Annotated in this window: 16 protein-coding genes; all 16 read left to right on the forward strand. The window is 63.4% G+C overall.

The window, feature by feature from the left end; genetic code table 11:
• The first annotated feature begins 34 nt into the window (after positions 1–34).
• The 16 genes from CK215_RS00215 (at position 35) to CK215_RS00290 (ending at position 17,703) form a co-directional block, all read left to right on the forward strand.
• A complete protein-coding gene (locus tag CK215_RS00215) occupies positions 35–715 on the forward strand; it encodes an NADH-ubiquinone dehydrogenase (RefSeq protein ID WP_066998774.1) in 681 nt (226 codons plus the stop codon).
• A gap of 72 nt (positions 716–787) precedes the next feature.
• Complete coding sequence (gene nuoG, locus CK215_RS00220) at positions 788–2,869, forward strand: NADH-quinone oxidoreductase subunit NuoG (RefSeq protein ID WP_066998777.1); 2,082 nt, start codon at positions 788–790, stop codon at positions 2,867–2,869.
• A 2-nt stretch (positions 2,870–2,871) separates the two neighbouring features.
• Positions 2,872–3,915 carry an NADH-quinone oxidoreductase subunit NuoH gene (gene nuoH / locus CK215_RS00225; RefSeq protein WP_066998780.1) on the forward strand — a complete coding sequence of 348 codons (1,044 nt, stop codon included), beginning with the start codon at positions 2,872–2,874 and terminating at the stop codon, positions 3,913–3,915.
• Positions 3,915–4,406, forward strand: a complete 492-nt coding sequence (nuoI, locus tag CK215_RS00230) for an NADH-quinone oxidoreductase subunit NuoI (protein WP_066998784.1) — start codon at positions 3,915–3,917, stop codon at positions 4,404–4,406. Before nuoH ends, nuoI begins: the two co-directional genes overlap by 1 nt.
• A gap of 236 nt (positions 4,407–4,642) precedes the next feature.
• Entirely contained in the window at positions 4,643–5,263 is a 621-nt protein-coding gene (locus CK215_RS00235) for an NADH-quinone oxidoreductase subunit J (RefSeq protein WP_066998787.1), read from the forward strand.
• A gap of 1 nt (position 5,264) precedes the next feature.
• Positions 5,265–5,573: an NADH-quinone oxidoreductase subunit NuoK gene (nuoK, locus tag CK215_RS00240; RefSeq protein ID WP_066998791.1), complete on the forward strand. Its 309-nt coding sequence runs from the start codon at positions 5,265–5,267 to the stop codon at positions 5,571–5,573.
• Positions 5,574–5,584: 11 nt separating this feature from the next.
• Complete coding sequence (gene nuoL, locus CK215_RS00245; RefSeq protein ID WP_095780845.1) at positions 5,585–7,558, forward strand: NADH-quinone oxidoreductase subunit L; 1,974 nt, start codon at positions 5,585–5,587, stop codon at positions 7,556–7,558.
• Complete coding sequence (locus CK215_RS00250; RefSeq protein ID WP_066998796.1) at positions 7,558–9,063, forward strand: NADH-quinone oxidoreductase subunit M; 1,506 nt, start codon at positions 7,558–7,560, stop codon at positions 9,061–9,063. The genes nuoL and CK215_RS00250 overlap by 1 nt, the downstream gene beginning before the upstream one ends.
• Positions 9,064–9,076: 13 nt before the next feature.
• Positions 9,077–10,513: an NADH-quinone oxidoreductase subunit NuoN gene (nuoN, locus tag CK215_RS00255; RefSeq protein ID WP_095829778.1), complete on the forward strand. Its 1,437-nt coding sequence runs from the start codon at positions 9,077–9,079 to the stop codon at positions 10,511–10,513.
• Positions 10,514–10,517: 4 nt separating this feature from the next.
• Positions 10,518–11,339, forward strand: a complete 822-nt coding sequence (locus tag CK215_RS00260; protein WP_095829779.1) for a biotin--[acetyl-CoA-carboxylase] ligase — start codon at positions 10,518–10,520, stop codon at positions 11,337–11,339.
• Positions 11,340–11,389: 50 nt separating this feature from the next.
• Positions 11,390–13,060 carry a ribonuclease J gene (locus CK215_RS00265; RefSeq protein WP_095829780.1) on the forward strand — a complete coding sequence of 557 codons (1,671 nt, stop codon included), beginning with the start codon at positions 11,390–11,392 and terminating at the stop codon, positions 13,058–13,060.
• A gap of 92 nt (positions 13,061–13,152) precedes the next feature.
• Entirely contained in the window at positions 13,153–13,557 is a 405-nt protein-coding gene (gene mce / locus CK215_RS00270) for a methylmalonyl-CoA epimerase (RefSeq protein WP_095829781.1), read from the forward strand.
• Positions 13,554–13,838: a DUF1467 family protein gene (locus CK215_RS00275; protein WP_095779752.1), complete on the forward strand. Its 285-nt coding sequence runs from the start codon at positions 13,554–13,556 to the stop codon at positions 13,836–13,838. The genes mce and CK215_RS00275 overlap by 4 nt, the downstream gene beginning before the upstream one ends.
• A 576-nt stretch (positions 13,839–14,414) precedes the next feature.
• The gene (gene proS / locus CK215_RS00280) at positions 14,415–15,740 is read left to right on the forward strand and encodes a proline--tRNA ligase (RefSeq protein WP_095829782.1); all 1,326 of its coding nucleotides are present in this window, start codon (positions 14,415–14,417) and stop codon (positions 15,738–15,740) included.
• Complete coding sequence (locus tag CK215_RS00285) at positions 15,740–17,023, forward strand: lipoprotein-releasing ABC transporter permease subunit (RefSeq protein WP_067001237.1); 1,284 nt, start codon at positions 15,740–15,742, stop codon at positions 17,021–17,023. Before proS ends, CK215_RS00285 begins: the two co-directional genes overlap by 1 nt.
• Positions 17,020–17,703 carry an ABC transporter ATP-binding protein gene (locus CK215_RS00290; protein ID WP_170950186.1) on the forward strand — a complete coding sequence of 228 codons (684 nt, stop codon included), beginning with the start codon at positions 17,020–17,022 and terminating at the stop codon, positions 17,701–17,703. The genes CK215_RS00285 and CK215_RS00290 overlap by 4 nt, the downstream gene beginning before the upstream one ends.
• Positions 17,704–17,798 lie beyond the last annotated feature (95 nt).

The following is a 17,798-nucleotide window of genomic DNA, read 5'->3' on the forward strand; positions in this document are numbered from 1 at the left end:
GCGGGGCGTACGAAGAAACGACCAGGAGATGTCTATGGCGCCGTATTCGATAGCCTACCCGCTGATGCCTTATTTGGACGAACTCGAGAAGATGAACCCGGACCTGACCAAGATGATGCCGCGGGAGATGGCCAGCGCCGTCAACCTGATGGCGCATCCTGTCGCGGGCGTGGCTGCGCTATCTGCGGTAGGCATCGGTTTCGCCAACCATGCCCTGGGTGTCTGGATGGGCGCGCTCTCCGGCGCCGTCGAAGCCTCGCAGCGAATGCTCCAGCCGTTCCTCGACGATCTCGAGGCGCGGACCGAGGCCGCCAACAATTCGTCCAAAGCGCGCAAAGCGACCGAGACGCTGATCGCCGAGGCGCAGACCTTCGCCAGGGATGTGACCGACATCGCGGCGAACGCCAGCGCTGAGAAGGCGCTCGACGCGAGAGGCGACACGGTAGCCGGAACGGCCGCGACCGGTCTGATGCCGGAAGATTTCAGGCAGCCCAAGGCGATCGACAAGCCGGCAAAGCCGTCCGACCTGAAGGCGATATCGGGCATCGGGCCGAAGCTGGAGAAGGTGCTGAATGGTCTTGGCATCTGGTCCTACGACCAGATCGCTGCCTGGACCTTGGAAGAGATCGCCTGGGTCGAGGATTACCTGTCGCTCGCCGGCCGCGTCGGCCGCGACGACTGGACTGGCCAAGCGGCGGCGCTGGCCGCCAAATAGTGAGATGAAATGCCGGGCGCAGTCGCGCCCCGGAACGAAAGATTGCGGGAAATCCGCGAGGGTTTGAGGCGAATGGCAAAGCTCAAGGTCGACGGGAAAGAGATCACGGTACCCGACCATTACACGCTGCTGCAGGCGGCCGAGGACGCCGGCGCGGAAGTGCCGCGCTTCTGCTTCCATGAGCGGTTGTCCATCGCCGGCAATTGCCGCATGTGCCTGATCGAGGTGAAGGGTGGCCCGCCCAAGCCGCAGGCCTCCTGCGCCATGGGCGTGCGCGACCTGCGCCCCGGCCCGAATGGCGAAGCGCCGGAAATCTTCACCAACACGCCGATGGTCAAGAAGGCCCGCGAAGGCGTGATGGAGTTCCTGCTGATCAACCATCCGCTGGATTGCCCGATCTGCGACCAGGGCGGCGAGTGCGACTTGCAGGACCAGGCGATGGCCTTCGGCGTCGACTCCTCGCGCTACCATGAGAACAAGCGGGCGGTCGAAGACAAGTATATCGGTCCGCTGGTCAAGACGGTGATGAACCGCTGCATCCACTGCACGCGCTGCGTCCGCTTCACGACCGAGGTCGCCGGCATCTCCGAACTCGGCCTGATCGGCCGCGGCGAGGATGCCGAGATCACCACCTATCTCGAACAGGCGATGACCTCGGAGCTCCAGGGCAACGTCATCGACCTTTGCCCGGTCGGCGCGCTGACCTCCAAGCCGTTCGCCTTCCAGGCGCGGCCGTGGGAGCTGACCAAGACGGAGTCGATCGACGTCATGGACGCCGTCGGCTCGGCGATCCGCGTCGATAGCCGCGGCCGCGAGGTGATGCGCATCCTGCCGCGCGTCAACGAGGCCGTGAACGAGGAGTGGATCTCGGACAAGACGCGCTTCATCTGGGATGGCCTGCGCACCCAGCGCCTCGATCGTCCCTACGTTCGCAAGAACGGCAAGCTTGCTCCGGCAAGCTGGGCGGAAGCCTTCACGGCGATCAAGAACGAGGTGTCGAAGACCGCGCCCGAGCGCATCGGCGCCATCGCCGGCGACCTCGCCGCAGTCGAGGAAATCTATGCGCTCAAGCTTTTGATGGCAGCGCTCGGCTCCAAGAACATCGACTGCCGCCAGGACGGCGCTGCGCTCGATCCGTCGCTCGGCCGCGCGAGCTACATCTTCAATCCGACCATCGAAGGCATCGAGCAGGCCGACGCGGTGCTGATCGTCGGCGCCAATCCGCGCTTCGAGGCCTCGGTGCTCAACGCCCGCATCCGCAAGCGCTGGCGCGTCGGCAACCTGCCGATCGGCGTCATCGGCGAGATCGGCGACACGCGTTATGACTACGAGCTCATCGGCGCCGGCCCAGAGTCCTTGAAGGACTTGGCCGACGGCAACGGCAAGTTCTTCGAGGTGCTGAAGAATGCAGCGCATCCGCTGATCATCGTCGGCCAGGGCGCCCTGGCGCGCTCGGACGGCGCGGCAGTGCTCGGCCAGGCGGCAAGGCTGGCGACGGCCGTCAATGCCGTCACGGCCGACTGGAACGGCTTCGCGATGCTGCACAACGCGGCGGCCAGAGTCGGCGGGCTCGACGTCGGCTTCGTGCCGGGCGAGGGCGGCAAGAATGTCGCGGGCATGCTGGGCGCGACGGATCTCCTGTTCCTGCTTGGCGCCGACGAGATCGACATGGCCAAGACCGGCGGCGCCTTCGTCGTCTATATCGGCACGCATGGCGATGCGGGCGCGCACCGCGCCAATGTCATCCTGCCGGCTGCTGCCTACACCGAAAAATCCGGCACCTATGTCAACACGGAAGGGCGCGTGCAGCAGACCAACCGCGCCGGTTTCGCCCCGGGCGAAGCGCGCGAGGACTGGGCGATCCTGCGGGCGCTGTCGGATGTGCTCGGCAAGAAGCTGCCGTTCGATTCGCTCGCGCAGCTGCGCGCCAAGCTCTATGGCGAATACCCGCATCTTGCCCGCGTCGATCATGTCGCGGCGGGCAGCGCCGACGGCGTTGCCAGGGCGGCGAAGCTCGGCGGGCGCTTGAACAAGGGCACCTTCACCTCGCCGGTGAAGGACTTCTATCTCACCAACCCGATCGCGCGGGCCTCGGCCGTGATGGCTGAGTGCTCGGCGCTGGCCAAGAGCGGCTTCAAGCAGGCGGCGGAATAAGCATGGACACCTTCTTTTCCTTCTACGTGCTGCCGGCGCTGCTGATCCTGTTGAAGTCGGTCGTGCTGATCGTCGTTCTTTTGATCTTCGTGGCTTACGTGCTTTATGCCGACCGCAAGATCTGGGCGGCGGTGCAGCTGCGCCGCGGCCCGAACGTGGTCGGTCCCTGGGGCACGCTGCAGGCCTTCGCCGACCTTTTGAAATTCGTCTTCAAGGAGCCGGTGATCCCGTCGGGCGCCAACAAGGGCGTCTTCCTGCTGGCGCCACTGGTCTCAGCCGTGCTCGCGATCTCGGCCTGGGCGGTCATTCCGGTCAATCAAGGCTGGGCTATCGCTAACATCAATGTCGGCATCCTTTATGTTTTCGCCATCTCCTCGCTCGAGGTCTACGGCGTGATCATGGGCGGCTGGGCGTCGAACTCGAAATATCCGTTCCTGGGCGCGCTGCGCTCAGCCGCGCAGATGGTGTCCTACGAGGTGTCGATCGGCTTCGTCATCGTCACCGTGCTGCTTTGCGTCGGCTCGCTCAACCTCTCCGACATCGTGCTCTCGCAGCAGGATGGCCTCGGCACCAAGCTTGGCCTGCCCAACACCTTCCTCGACTGGCACTGGCTGTCGCTATTCCCGATGTTCATCGTGTTCTTCATCTCGGCGCTGGCCGAGACGAACCGTCCGCCCTTCGATCTGGTGGAAGCGGAATCGGAACTCGTCGCCGGACACATGGTCGAATATTCGTCGACGCCGTTCCTGCTCTTCTTCCTGGGCGAGTACGTCGCCGTCGTCCTGATGTGCGCGCTGGCCACCATCCTGTTCCTCGGCGGCTGGCTGCCACCGTTCGACTTCGCGCCCTTCACCTGGGTGCCCGGCCTGATCTGGTTCGTGCTCAAGGTCTGCCTGGTGTTCTTCATGTTCTCGATGGTGAAGGCGTTTGTGCCGCGCTACCGCTATGATCAGCTGATGCGGCTAGGCTGGAAGGTCTTCCTGCCGATCTCGCTGTTCATGGTCGTCGCCACCGCGGCCTTCCTCAAGATCACGGGGTTTGCGTGATGTCCGCTCTTGCCCAAGCCGCAAAGGCCCTGTTGCTGAAGGATTTCGTCAGCGCCTTCTTCCTGTCGATGCGCCAGTTCGTTGCGCCGAAGGAGACGATCAACTATCCGCACGAGAAGGGACCGACCAGCCCGCGCTTCCGCGGCGAGCACGCGCTGCGCCGCTACCCCAATGGGGAGGAGCGCTGCATCGCCTGCAAGCTTTGCGAGGCGATCTGTCCGGCACAGGCGATCACCATCGAAGCCGGCCCGCGCCGCAACGACGGTACGCGGCGCACCGTGCGCTACGATATCGACATGGTGAAGTGCATCTATTGCGGCTTCTGCCAGGAAGCCTGCCCGGTCGACGCCATCGTCGAGGGGCCGAATTTCGAATTCGCGACCGAGACGCGCGAGGAGCTTTACTACAACAAGGAAAAGCTGCTCGCGAACGGCGATCGCTGGGAGCGTGAGCTGGCGCGCAACATCGCGTTGGACGCGCCCTATCGCTGACATTTGACGCATGGACGGGGCGAGGGCCTCGTCCAAAGGATGGTCCCCGAAAAGTTGCAGACTTTCGGACCAGATCATCCTCCGGAATGAAAAGAGTGTCGCATGTTTCTTTCGATCGGGTCTTTCAACCCGATCGGAACATGCGATAGGAACACGCAACTTTGCCAGCCGGAGGCGGCGGCGACATCGAGCAGGGGCGCTGAGCCAGTGTTCGGACAGGAACCCGAGGGAACCCCATGCTGAGTGGACTAGAGGCGGTCTTTTTCTACCTCTTCGCCTTTATCGCCGTGGCGTCGGCCTTCATGGTCATTTCGTCGCGCAACCCCGTGCATTCGGTGCTGTTCCTGATCCTCACCTTCTTCAATGCCGCTGGCCTGTTCATGCTGACCGGCGCCGAGTTCCTGGCGATGATCCTGCTCGTCGTCTATGTCGGCGCTGTGATGGTGCTGTTCCTTTTCGTCGTCATGATGCTCGACGTCGACTTCGCGGAGATGAAGCAGGGCGCGCTGCAATATGCGCCGATCGGCGCGCTGGTCGGACTGATCCTGGCGGCGGAACTGATCGTCGTGCTCGGCGGCTACAGCTTCGCGCCGCAGCTTGCCTCGACGGTGGCGAAGGCAACGCCGGACCTCGCCGCGCGCTCCAACACGGCGGCGCTCGGCGACATCCTCTACACGGACTATCTCTATTATTTCCAGATCGCCGGCCTCGTGCTTCTGGTCGCCATGATCGGTGCCATCGTGCTGACGCTGCGCCACAAGGAAGGCGTCAAGCGGCAGTCGATCGCCGCCCAGGTCGGCCGCACGCCGGCAACGGGCATGGAAATCCGCAAGGTCAAGTCGGGCGAGGGTATCTGAGATGGTCGTCGGCATCGCGCATTATCTGACCGTATCGGCGATCCTGTTCACGCTCGGCGTGTTCGGCATCTTTTTGAACCGCCGCAACATCATCGTCATCCTGATGTCGATCGAGCTGATCCTGCTCGCGGTCAACATCAACTTCGTCGCCTTCTCGGCGGCGCTGCATGACCTCGTAGGGCAGGTATTCGCCCTGTTCGTGCTGACGGTCGCCGCGGCGGAGGCCGCGATCGGACTTGCCATTCTTGTCGTCTTCTTCCGCAACCGCGGCTCGATAGCGGTCGAAGACGTGAACCAGATGAAGGGTTGACGGGAACAACCATGTACCAGGCCATCGTCTTCCTTCCGCTGCTCGGCTTCCTGATTGTCGGCCTGTTCGGCAATTCGCTCGGCGCCAAGGCATCCGAATACATCACTTCCGGCTTCCTGGTGATCGCGGCGGTGCTGTCGTGGATCGCCTTCTTCACCGTCGGCTTCGGCCATGGCGAAGTGTTCACCGTGCCGGTGCTGCGCTGGATCCAGGCGGGCGGGCTCGACGTCGCCTGGGCGCTCAGGATCGACACACTGACGGTGGTGATGCTGGTCGTCGTCAACACCGTGTCGGCGCTGGTCCATATCTATTCGATCGGCTACATGCACCACGATCCGAACCGGCCGCGCTTCTTCGCCTATCTGTCGCTGTTCACCTTCGCGATGCTGATGCTGGTGACGGCTGACAATCTGGTGCAGATGTTCTTCGGCTGGGAAGGCGTCGGCCTCGCCTCCTATTTGCTGATCGGCTTCTGGTACAAGAAGCCCTCCGCCAACGCCGCGGCGATCAAGGCCTTCGTCGTCAACCGCGTCGGCGACTTCGGCTTCGCGCTCGGCATCTTCGGCGTCTTCGTGCTGTTCGGCTCGGTCAATCTCGGCACAGTCTTTGCCAACGCAGCTTCCTTCCTTCCGGCCGAAGGCGCGCCGGAGGGAGCCGCGGTGCTCACCTTCTTAGGCCATGCGCTCGACAAGCACACGGCGCTGACGGTGGTCTGCCTGCTGCTCTTCATGGGCGCCATGGGCAAGTCGGCGCAGGTGCCGCTGCACACCTGGCTGCCCGATGCCATGGAAGGCCCGACGCCCGTCTCGGCGCTGATCCATGCCGCGACCATGGTGACGGCCGGCGTGTTCATGCTGGCGAGACTCTCGCCGCTGTTCGAGTTGTCGCATTCGGCGCTGACCGTCGTCACCTTCATCGGCGCCTTCACCGCCTTCTTCGCGGCCACCGTCGGCCTTGTCCAGAACGACATCAAGCGCGTCATCGCCTATTCGACCTGCTCGCAGCTCGGCTACATGTTCGTGGCGCTTGGCGTCGGCGCCTATGGCGCGGCGATCTTCCATCTGTTCACGCATGCCTTCTTCAAGGCGCTGCTCTTCCTCGGCTCGGGCTCGGTCATCCACGCCGTCTCCGACGAGCAGGACATGCGCCTGATGGGCGGGTTGAGGACGCTCATCCCCAAGACCTACTGGATGATGGTGATCGGCACCCTGGCGCTGACCGGCGTCGGCATCCCGGCGACGGTGATCGGCACCGCCGGCTTCTTCTCCAAGGACGCCATCATCGAAGCGTCCTTTGCCAGCCACAACGCGGTCGCGGGCTTTGCCTTCGTGCTGCTCGTGATCGCCGCCGCCTTCACAAGCTTCTATTCCTGGCGACTGATCTTCATGACCTTCCACGGCGAGCCGCGCGCCAGCCACGAGGTCATGCATCACGTGCATGAATCGCCGCCGGTGATGCTGGTGCCGCTCTACGTGCTGGCTGCCGGCGCGCTGTTTGCCGGTGTCATTTTCCACGGCGCCTTCATCGGCGAGGGCTATGCCGAGTTCTGGAAGGCCTCGCTGTTCACGCTGCCGGACAACCACATCCTGCACGAGATCCACGAATTGCCGTTGTGGGTGGAACTGGCTCCGTTCATCGCCATGGTCATCGGCTTTGCGGTCGCGTGGAAGTTCTACATCCGCTCGCCGGAACTGCCCCGGAGCGTCGCCGCCAACCATCGCCTGCTCTACGGCTTCCTGCTCAACAAATGGTATTTCGACGAGCTCTACGACTTCCTTTTCGTGCGGCCGGCGAAGCGCCTCGGCCGGTTCCTATGGAAGACCGGTGACGGCGCCATCATCGACGGGCTCGGCCCGGACGGCATCTCGGCGCGCGTCGTCGACGTCACCAACCGCGTCGTCAAATTGCAGACCGGCTACCTCTACCACTATGCCTTCGCCATGCTGATCGGCGTGGCCGCTCTCGTCACCTGGATGATGCTCTGATGACCGACTGGCCAATCCTCTCGCTGGTCACCTTCCTGCCGCTGGTTGGTGTTCTGCTCATTCTGCCGATCAGCGACGACAGCGAAAACGCGCGCCGTAACATCCGCTCGATCGCCTTCATCACGACGGCGTTCACCTTCGTGGTGTCGCTGTTCATCTGGAAGGGTTTCGACAATTCGCAGGCCGGCTTCCAGTTCGTCGAGAAGCACGCCTGGCTGGATTCGGGCATCTCCTATCATATGGGCGTCGACGGCATCTCGATGCTGTTCGTCATCCTGACCACCTTCCTGATGCCGCTCTGCATCCTGGCTTCGTGGGATGCGATCGAGAAGCGGGTCAAGGCCTACATGATCGCCTTCCTGATCCTCGAGACGCTGATGATCGGCGTGTTCTGCGCGCTCGACATCGTACTCTTCTACGTTTTCTTCGAGGGCGGCCTGATCCCGATGTTCATCATAATCGGTGTCTGGGGCGGCAAGCGGCGCGTCTATGCCTCGTTCAAGTTCTTCCTTTATACGCTTGCCGGCTCGGTGCTGATGCTGCTCGCCATCATGGCGATGTTCTTCCAGTCCGGCACGACCGACATCACCACGCTGCTGACGCATAGCTTCCCGGCCAACATGCAGACCTGGCTGTGGCTCGCCTTCTTTGCCTCCTTCGCGGTGAAGATGCCGATGTGGCCGGTGCACACCTGGCTGCCCGACGCGCATGTCGAGGCGCCGACGGCGGGTTCGGTCATCCTGGCCGGCATCCTGTTGAAGATGGGCGGATACGGCTTCCTGCGCTTCTCGCTGCCGATGTTCCCGCTGGCGTCGGAGATGTTCGCGCCGCTGATCTTCACGCTCTCGGTCGTCGCCATCATCTACACCTCGCTGGTGGCGCTGATGCAGGAGGACATGAAGAAGCTCATCGCCTATTCGTCGGTCGCCCATATGGGTTTCGTCACCATGGGCATCTTCGCGATGAACCAGGAGGGCGTGCAGGGCGCGATGTTCCAGATGCTCAGCCACGGCCTCGTCTCCGGCGCGCTGTTCCTGTGCGTCGGCGTCATCTACGACCGCATGCATACGCGCGAGATCGACGCCTATGGCGGGCTGGTCAACAACATGCCGAAATACGCGACCGCGTTCATGATCTTCACCATGGCCAATGTCGGCCTGCCGGGCACCAGCGGCTTCGTCGGCGAGTTCCTGACCATGCTCGGCGTATTTCGGGTCAACACCTGGGTGGCGTTCTTCGCCGCTACCGGCGTGATCCTGTCGGCAGCCTATGCGCTCTGGCTCTACCGCCGCGTGATCTTCGGCGCACTGACCAAGGAGAGCCTGAAGAACCTGCTCGATCTGTCGACGCGCGAGAAGGCGATCATCTACCCGCTGGTGGTGCTGGTGATCTTCTTCGGCGTCTATCCGGCGCCTGTCTTCGATGCCACCACGCAGTCGGTCAAGGCGCTCGTCACCAACGTCACCGCATCCATCAATTCCGCGCAAACCGCGGCGGCGAACTGACCGGGGAAATACCATGACGCCGGACCTTCTCTCCAGCCTTTCGCTCTCAACGCCGGAACTGATCCTCGCCATCGGCGCGCTGGCGCTTCTGATGGTGGGTGCCTATTCGCGCTCCAACAACACCACGACGGTGACCGGGCTCGCGGTCGCGGTGCTTGTGATCGCCGGCCTGTGGCTGGCTTTCTCCGGCGGCGAGGGGTCTGCCTATGGCAGCGCTTTCGTCCAGGACTCCTTCGGCCGCTTCATGAAGATGCTGGCGCTGATCGGCTCGGCCGTCACGCTCGTCATGTCGATGCGGTTTGCCAGGCAGGAGCATTTCGACAAGTTCGAATATCCGGTGCTGATCGTGCTGTGCACGCTCGGCATGATGCTGATGATCTCGGCCAACGGCATGATCGGCCTTTATCTCGGGCTCGAGCTGCAGTCGCTGGCGATCTATGTGCTGGCGGCGATCAACCGTGACAATGTCCGCTCGACCGAGGCCGGCCTCAAATATTTCGTTCTCGGCGCGCTGTCGTCGGGCATGCTGCTCTACGGCATCTCGCTGGTCTACGGCTATACCGGCAACACCGGCTTTCACGAGATCGCGACGGCGCTGGGCAGCGGCGAACGTCAGCTCGGCCTTGTCTTCGGCCTTGTCTTCGTGCTCGCCGGCCTCGCCTTCAAGATCTCGGCGGTGCCGTTCCACATGTGGACGCCGGACGTCTATGAGGGCGCACCGACGCCGATCACCGCCTTCCTGGCCGCCGCCCCGAAGATGGCGGCGATGGCGCTGATCGTGCGCGTCACCATGGGCGCCTTCAAGCCGATCGCCGCCGACTGGCAGCAGATCGTCGTCTTCATCTCGATCGCCTCGATGGCGCTCGGCGCCTTCGCCGCGATCGGCCAGACCAACATCAAGCGGCTGATGGCCTATTCCTCGATCGGCCATATGGGCTACGCGCTGGTCGGCCTTGCCGCGAACAGCCAGGCCGGCGTGCGCGGCGTGGCGATATACATGCTGATCTATCTGGTGATGACGCTCGGCACCTTCGCCTTCATCCTCGCCATGCGGCGCAAGGAGGGCAATGTCGAGCAGATCGGCGATCTGGCGGGCCTCGCCTCGACCAATCCCATCATGGCCACCATCCTCACCATCCTGATGTTCTCGCTGGCCGGCATTCCGCCGCTCGCCGGCTTCTGGGGGAAATGGTACGTGTTCCTCGCCGCCATCAACGCGCATCTCTATGCCCTGGCGATCATCGGCGTGCTGGCTTCGGTGGTGGGTGCCTACTATTACCTGCGCATCATCAAGATCATGTGGTTCGACGAGCCTGTCGGCGGCTTTGTGCCGATGGCCAGCGAATTGCGCCTCGTGCTCGGCGTCAGCGGCGCCTTCGTGCTGTTCTATGTGCTGATCGGCGGGCCGATCGGCAGCTATGCCGAAGCCGCCGCCAAGACCTTCTTCTGACGGGATGGCATTTCGGCTGGCTCCAACCGCGGCGTCGGAGGGGTTCCGGCTCGAGGCCCATGACAGCGTCGGCTCGACCAACGCGCTGGCGCTTGAGCATGCACGCGCGGGCGATCCGGGAAAACTCTGGGTCGTCTCGAAGAGGCAGGAAAGCGGACGCGGTCGGCGCGGCCGCGCCTGGGCGACGCCTGAAGGCAATCTGGCGGCGACGCTGCTTCTGGTTCCGAATGGCGAGTTGCGGCTCGCCGCGACGCTTGGCTTCGTCGCTGGGCTTGCATTGGCCGACGCGCTCGATGCCGTCGTTCCGCAAGAGCGGATCGCCGTTGGCCTGGACGGAGCCAGCGAAGGACGCAACCGCTTCGAGCTGAAATGGCCGAACGACGTGCTCGCCACCGGCGCCAAGCTTGCCGGCATCCTGCTGGAATCGGCTCTGCTCGAAGGCGGCCGTTTCGCGGTTGCCGTCGGCATCGGCGTCAACGTCGTGGCATACCCCGAGGATCTGCCTTATCCGGCGACGTCGCTGCAGGCACTTGGCGCCAATTGCGATGCCGAGATGCTGTTCCTGGCGCTCTCGGATGCCTGGAGCGAGAATTTCAGATTGTGGGACGACGGGCGGGGACTTAGCGCGATCAGGAAACGCTGGTTGGCTCGCGCCGCGGGGCTCGGCGGTGAGGTTGCTGTCAGAATTGACGGCAATGTGGTGCGCGGCGTCTTCGAAACCATTGACGAGGACTGCCGTTTCGTGATCCGCGACGATGACGGAACTGTTTTGACGATCGCGGCCGGCGACGTGCATTTCGGCGCGGTCGCGTCGGCCCGTCTTTGACGACTTGATTTGATTGGCTTGGCCTGACTGGCCAGGAAGGAAAGGATTTAATGGCGAATACTGAGAACGCCGAACTCGTCTTCGCGCCGCTCGGCGGCGTCGGCGAGATCGGCATGAACTTCGCCCTCTATGGCTACGGGCCCGCGGACGCGCGCGAATGGATCGTAGTCGATGTCGGAGTCACATTTCCGGACAGCGCACATCCGGGCGTCGATCTGATCCTGCCCGACACACGCTTCATCGAGGAGAACCTCGACGGCTTGCGCGGCGTGATCATAACCCATGCGCATGAGGACCATTACGGCGCGCTGCTCGATATCTGGCCGAAGCTCAAAGTGCCGGTCTGGATGACGCCGTTCACCGCCGGCCTGCTGGAGGCCAAACGGCAGGGCGAGCAGAACGCGCCAAAAATCCCGGCAATGATCTACAGGGCCGGCGAGACGTTCACCATCGGGCCGTTCGAGATCGAAGCCATCCCGGTTGCGCATTCCATTCCCGAGCCGATGTCGCTGGCGATCGCTACGCCCGCCGGCACGGTAATCCACACCGGCGACTGGAAGATCGATCCGGCGCCGACGATCGGCCCCAAGACGGATGAGGCGCGCTTCCGCGCTTATGGCGACAAGGGCGTGCTGGCGCTGATCTGCGATTCCACCAATGCGCTGCGGGAAGGGGAGTCGCCGTCGGAAGTGGCGGTCGGCGAGGGCCTGAAAGGCGTCATCGAAAACGCCAAGGGCCGCGTCGCGGTCACCACCTTTTCCTCCAATGTCGGGCGCATCATTTCGATCGCCAAGGCTGCGCGGGATGCAGGCCGGCAGTGCCTTGTGCTCGGCCGCTCGCTGAAGCGCGTGATCGATGTCGCGACCGAACTCGGCTACATGGACGGCCTGCCGGAATTCATTGCCGAGGAGGATTACGGCTATATCCCGCGCGAGAATCTGGTGGTCATCTGCACCGGCAGCCAGGGCGAGCCGCTGGCCGCACTTGCGAAGCTTTCGCGCGACGAGATGAAGTCGGTGGCGCTGACGGCCGGCGACACGGTGGTGTTTTCGTCGCGCACCATTCCCGGCAACGAGAAGGCGATCCTGGAAATCAAGAACCGGCTGATCGACCTCGGCATGAAGATCATCGAGGACGGCGACGCGCTGGTGCATGTCTCCGGCCATCCGCGCCGCAGCGAGTTGCGCAAGATGTATGAATGGGTGCGGCCGCAGATCGGCGTGCCGGTGCACGGCGAGGCGGCGCATCTGGTGGCGCAGGGCTCGCTGATGTCGATGTCGGGCATCGGCCAGGTGGCGCAGGTGCGCGACGGCGATATGTTGAGGCTCTGGCCCGGTCCGGCCACGATCATCGACCAGGTGCCGTTCGGCCGCCTCTACAAGGATGGATACTTGATCGGCACCGATCAGGCGATGGGCATACGCGACCGGCGCAAGCTGTCCTATGCCGGACATGTCGCGGTCAACGTCGTGCTCGACGAGAAATACGAGCTAGCCGGCGATCCGGATCTGGTGGCGATCGGCGTCGCCGAGGCCGATGCCAGCGGCGAGGCGCTAGAGGACTTGATGCTCGATGCGGCAATCGGCGCGGTGGACTCGATCCCCCGCCAGCGCAGAAAAGACCTCGACCTTGTGCAGGAGGCCGTGCGCCGCGCCGTCCGCGGCGCCGCCAACGAAGCCTGGGGCAAGAAGCCGCTGGTGACGGTGTTTGTCACTAGATAAGGGAGTAGGGGAGTACGGGAATAAGGGAGTAGGGAAGAGCAAATAGCTCGGAGTTTTTCCTACCCCCTACTCCCCTAACTTTCGGAGCGCTTATGCTCGGACGCCTAAATCATGTCGCGCTTGCCGTGCCGAACCTGGCTGCGGCGACAGCTGCGTATCGCGATACGCTGGGCGCTCGGCTGAGCGAGCCGCAGGCGCTGCCGGAACATGGCGTCACGGTTGTGTTCGTCGATGTCGGCAACACCAAGATCGAGCTGCTGGAGCCGCTGGGCGTCGCTTCACCGATCGCGGCTTTCCTCGCGAAGAACCCGTCGGGCGGCATGCATCATGTCTGCTACGAGGTCGACGATATCCTCGTCGCGCGCGACCAGCTCAAGGCGAGCGGCGCGCGCGTGCTCGGCGACGGCAATCCGAAGATCGGCGCGCATGGCAAGCCGGTGCTGTTCCTGCATCCCAAGGATTTCTTCGGCACGCTGGTCGAATTGGAGCAGGCATGAACTGGGTTTCCTTCGTCGCACTGTTCTTCGTCACCTGGTGGCTGGTGCTGTTTGCGGTGCTGCCCTTCAGCCTGCGCACCCAGGATGAGGACAAGGACGTGACGCTCGGCACGGTCTCGAGCGCGCCGAAGGGACCGCATATGCTGCGCGCGGCGATCCGCACGACGATCGTCACCGCGATCGTGATCGGCATTTTCTACGGCCTGACAAGGGGGCTCGGCTTCGGTTTCGACGACATTCCGCACATCGTGCCGGACTTTACTCATACTGCCGGCCGTTAGCGCTCTGCCCAGTTTCCGCAAGTATTGATCAGCCCGCGCCCGTGCTGGTTGAAATCGGAAGCCGGCTTCCGATTTCAAGGGCTGACGCAGCATAATGCTGTTTGGCAGGTCGTGGTGCTAAGCAGATGATTGCACAAAAAAAATGCAAGGCACGAGGCCTTGCAATTTAAACGCGTCCGATCTGTTTCCGGTGTCCGGCGGCAGCGAGTAACCGCGCCTAGATCGCATCCTCCCAAGACTTTGACCGCGTAGGAGAGCAGATTTTTCTCCGCCCTCTCGGTTATCGGCGCACACTAGACCAAGGCAGGTGAAAATGTCACGAAGAATTTTGCCCCCAAATAGGCAATATCGTGCTGCACTGCACAATAGTGGGGCAGGGCTTGCTTGTGAATCGATCAAAAGGCCAGATGCGGCACTTGGGTGGCCAAAACGGGCCTTTTGATCATGCGCAGAACGCCGCAACACTTTGGAGCGCTCGGGTTTCCATTCGGTCATGAAATGGCTATGAAGCCCGGGCAAGCAGCCTCGGTTGCGCCGATTCCCGCGCCGCCATTTTTTCATTCAACGGACCACTCCATGCGTTTGTCGCGCTACTTCCTGCCCATTCTGAAAGAAAACCCCCGTGAGGCCGAAATCGTCTCGCATCGGCTGATGCTGCGCGCCGGCATGATCCGCCAGCAGGGGCAGGGCAGCTTCTCCTGGCTGCCGCTCGGCAAGCGCGTGCTGGACAAGGTCTGCCAGATCATCCGCGAGGAGCAGAATCGAGCCGGCGCGCTGGAAATCCTGATGCCGACCATCCAGTCGGCGGATCTGTGGCGCGAGAGCGGCCGTTACAATGACTACGGCAAGGAGATGCTGCGCATCAAGGACCGGCAGGACCGCGACATGCTCTATGGTCCGACCAATGAGGAAATGGTCACCGAGATCTTCCGCGCCTACGTCAAGTCCTACAAGGACCTGCCGCTCAACCTCTATCACATCCAGTGGAAGTTCCGCGACGAGGTGCGGCCCCGCTTCGGCGTGATGCGCTCGCGCGAGTTCCTGATGAAGGACGCTTACTCCTTCGATCTCGATTTTGAAGGCGCCAGAGCCGCCTATAACCGCATGTTCGTCTCATACTTGAGGACGTTCACGCGCATGGGCCTGCAGGCCATTCCGATGCGCGCCGACACCGGCCCGATCGGCGGCGACCTCAGCCACGAGTTCATCATCCTAGCCGAGACCGGCGAGAGCCAGGTGTTCTGCGATCGCGCCTATCTGTCGCTCGACGTGCCCGGCGCGGACACGAACTTCTCCAACGATGCCGAGATCGCCGGCATCGTTACGAAATGGACGACTCCTTACGCCGCCACCGACGAGATGCATGACGAAGCGGCATGGGAGAAGGTGCCCGAAGGCGAGAGGCTCTCAGCGCGCGGCATCGAGGTCGGCCATATCTTCCATTTCGGCGAGAAGTATTCGAAGCCGATGAACGCGAAGGTCACCGGTCCCGATGGCAAGGACCATTATGCTTCGGGCGGTTCCTACGGCATCGGCCCGTCGCGGCTGGTCGCGGCGATCATCGAGGCGAGCCATGACGAGAACGGCATCATTTGGCCGGAAGCGGTCGCGCCGTTCGATATCGGTCTGATCAACATGAAGGTCGGCGACGCCGAATGCGACCGCGTCTGCGACGGGTTCTACGCAGCGCTGACCTCGGCCGGCAAGGACGTGCTTTATGACGACACCGACCAGCGGCCGGGCGGCAAGTTCGCAACCGCCGACCTGATCGGTCTGCCCTGGCAGGTGATCGTCGGACCGCGCGGGGTGGCTAGCGGCGAGGTCGAGATCAAGAACCGCCGGAGCGGCGAGCGCGAGACGCTGCCGATTGCGGAGGCCCAGAAACGCCTGGGTATCGCCTGATGGGCGAGGCGGCTGCAGCTCGATCGCCGGCAGGCGCCTTTTCAGGCTTCGAGCGCATGGTGGCGTGGCGCTACCTGCGTTCGCGGCGCAAGGAGACGGTGATCTCGGTCATCGCCTCGATCTCGTTCCTCGGCATCATGCTGGGCGTCGCCACGCTGATCGTCGTCATGGCGGTGATGAACGGTTTTCGCGCCGAGCTGCTCACCCGCATCCTCGGCGTCAACGGCCATCTGATCGTGCAGCCGCTCGATTCGCCGCTGGAGGACTATGCGCAGGTGGCGAGCCGCATCAACGGCGTTGCCGGCGTCAAATACGCCATCCCGCTGATCGACGGGCAGGTGCTGGCGCAAGGCAATGTCGGCGGCGGCACCGGCGCGCTGGTGCGCGGCATTCGCGCCGAGGATCTCAACAAGATCTCGATTGTGTCCAGCAACATCAAGCAGGGCACGCTCGACGGTTTCGACACCGGCGATGGCGTGGCGATCGGCAAGCGCATGGCCGAGAATCTCGGGCTGGTGCTCGGCGACACCATCACGCTGATCTCACCCGAAGGCGACGTTACCCCGCTTGGCACCACGCCGCGCATGAAGGGCTACAAGGTGGCGGCGATCTTCGAGGTCGGCATGTCGGAATATGACAGCTCGATCGTCTACATGCCGTTTTCGGAAGCGCAGCTCTATTTCAACATGGACGGACGGGCGCAGACCATCGAGATCTATGTCGACAATCCGGACAATGTGGATGCGCTGAAGCCGTTGGTCGAGCAGGCGGCGCAGCGGCCGGTCGACCTCGTCGACTGGCGCCAGCGCAACGAGACCTTCTTCTCGGCGCTGCAGGTCGAGCGCAACGTCATGTTCATGATTCTCACGCTGATCGTGCTGGTGGCGGCACTCAACATCATCTCCGGCCTCATCATGCTGGTGAAGGACAAGGGCCACGACATCGCGATCCTGCGCACCATGGGCGCGTCGCGCGGCGCGATCCTGCGCATTTTCCTGATGACCGGGGCTGCGATCGGGGTCACCGGCACCATCGCCGGCGTGCTGCTCGGCGTCGTCATCTGCCTCAACATCGAATCGATCCGCCAGTTCTTCTCCTGGATGACCGGCAGGATCCTGTTCAATCCCGAGCTCTATTTCCTCAGCCAGTTGCCTGCGAAAATGGACCCGCGCGAGACCACCTATGTCGTCATCATGGCGCTCACCCTGTCTTTCCTGGCCACGGTGTTTCCGGCCTGGCGGGCAGCCCGGCTCGATCCGGTCGAAGCCTTGAGGTACGAGTGATGGCCGAAGCCATTATCGAGCTGAAGGGCGTCGAGCGGCACTATGTCCAGGGGCCGCGCAAGCTGACCATTCTGAACGGCGCTGACTTCTCGCTCAGGCGTGGCGAGATGGTGGCGCTGGTGGCGCCGTCGGGCACCGGCAAGTCGACGCTGCTGCATACGGCGGGGCTGCTCGAGCGGCCGGACGCCGGCGACGTGATCCTCAGCGGCCGCGCCTGCGGCCGGCTGTCGGATGACGAGCGCACGGCTATCCGCCGCAACGATGTCGGCTTCGTCTACCAGTTTCATCATCTGCTGCCGGAGTTCTCCGCGCTCGAAAACATCATGATGCCGCAGCTGATCAAGGGGCTCGGCCGCAAGGAGGCATCCGAGCGGGCGGCGCAGCTTCTCGACTACATGCAGATCGGCAAGCGGGCGCAGCACCGGCCGGCCGAGCTATCCGGCGGCGAGCAGCAGCGCGTGGCGATCGCGCGCGCGGTCGCCAACGCGCCGCTGGTGCTGCTGGCCGACGAACCTACCGGCAATCTCGACCCGGCCACCGCCTCTTACGTGTTCGATGCGCTGGAGGCGCTGGTCAGGCAGTCGGGGCTGGCGGCGCTGATCGCCACTCACAATCACGAGCTCGCCGGGCGCATGGACCGGCGGGTGACGCTGGCAGAGGGCAAAGTGGTGCCGCTTTAAGGCAAGCCGATATTAGGCTGGGGCCCGGCCTGTCGACCGCAGTTTCTTGCGCGTACAGTACCGCCGTCTCCGGTTCTCGGAACTTACTATCCTCG

The organism is Mesorhizobium sp. WSM3864 (assembly GCF_002294955.1).
In the GTDB taxonomy this organism is placed as follows: domain Bacteria; phylum Pseudomonadota; class Alphaproteobacteria; order Rhizobiales; family Rhizobiaceae; genus Mesorhizobium.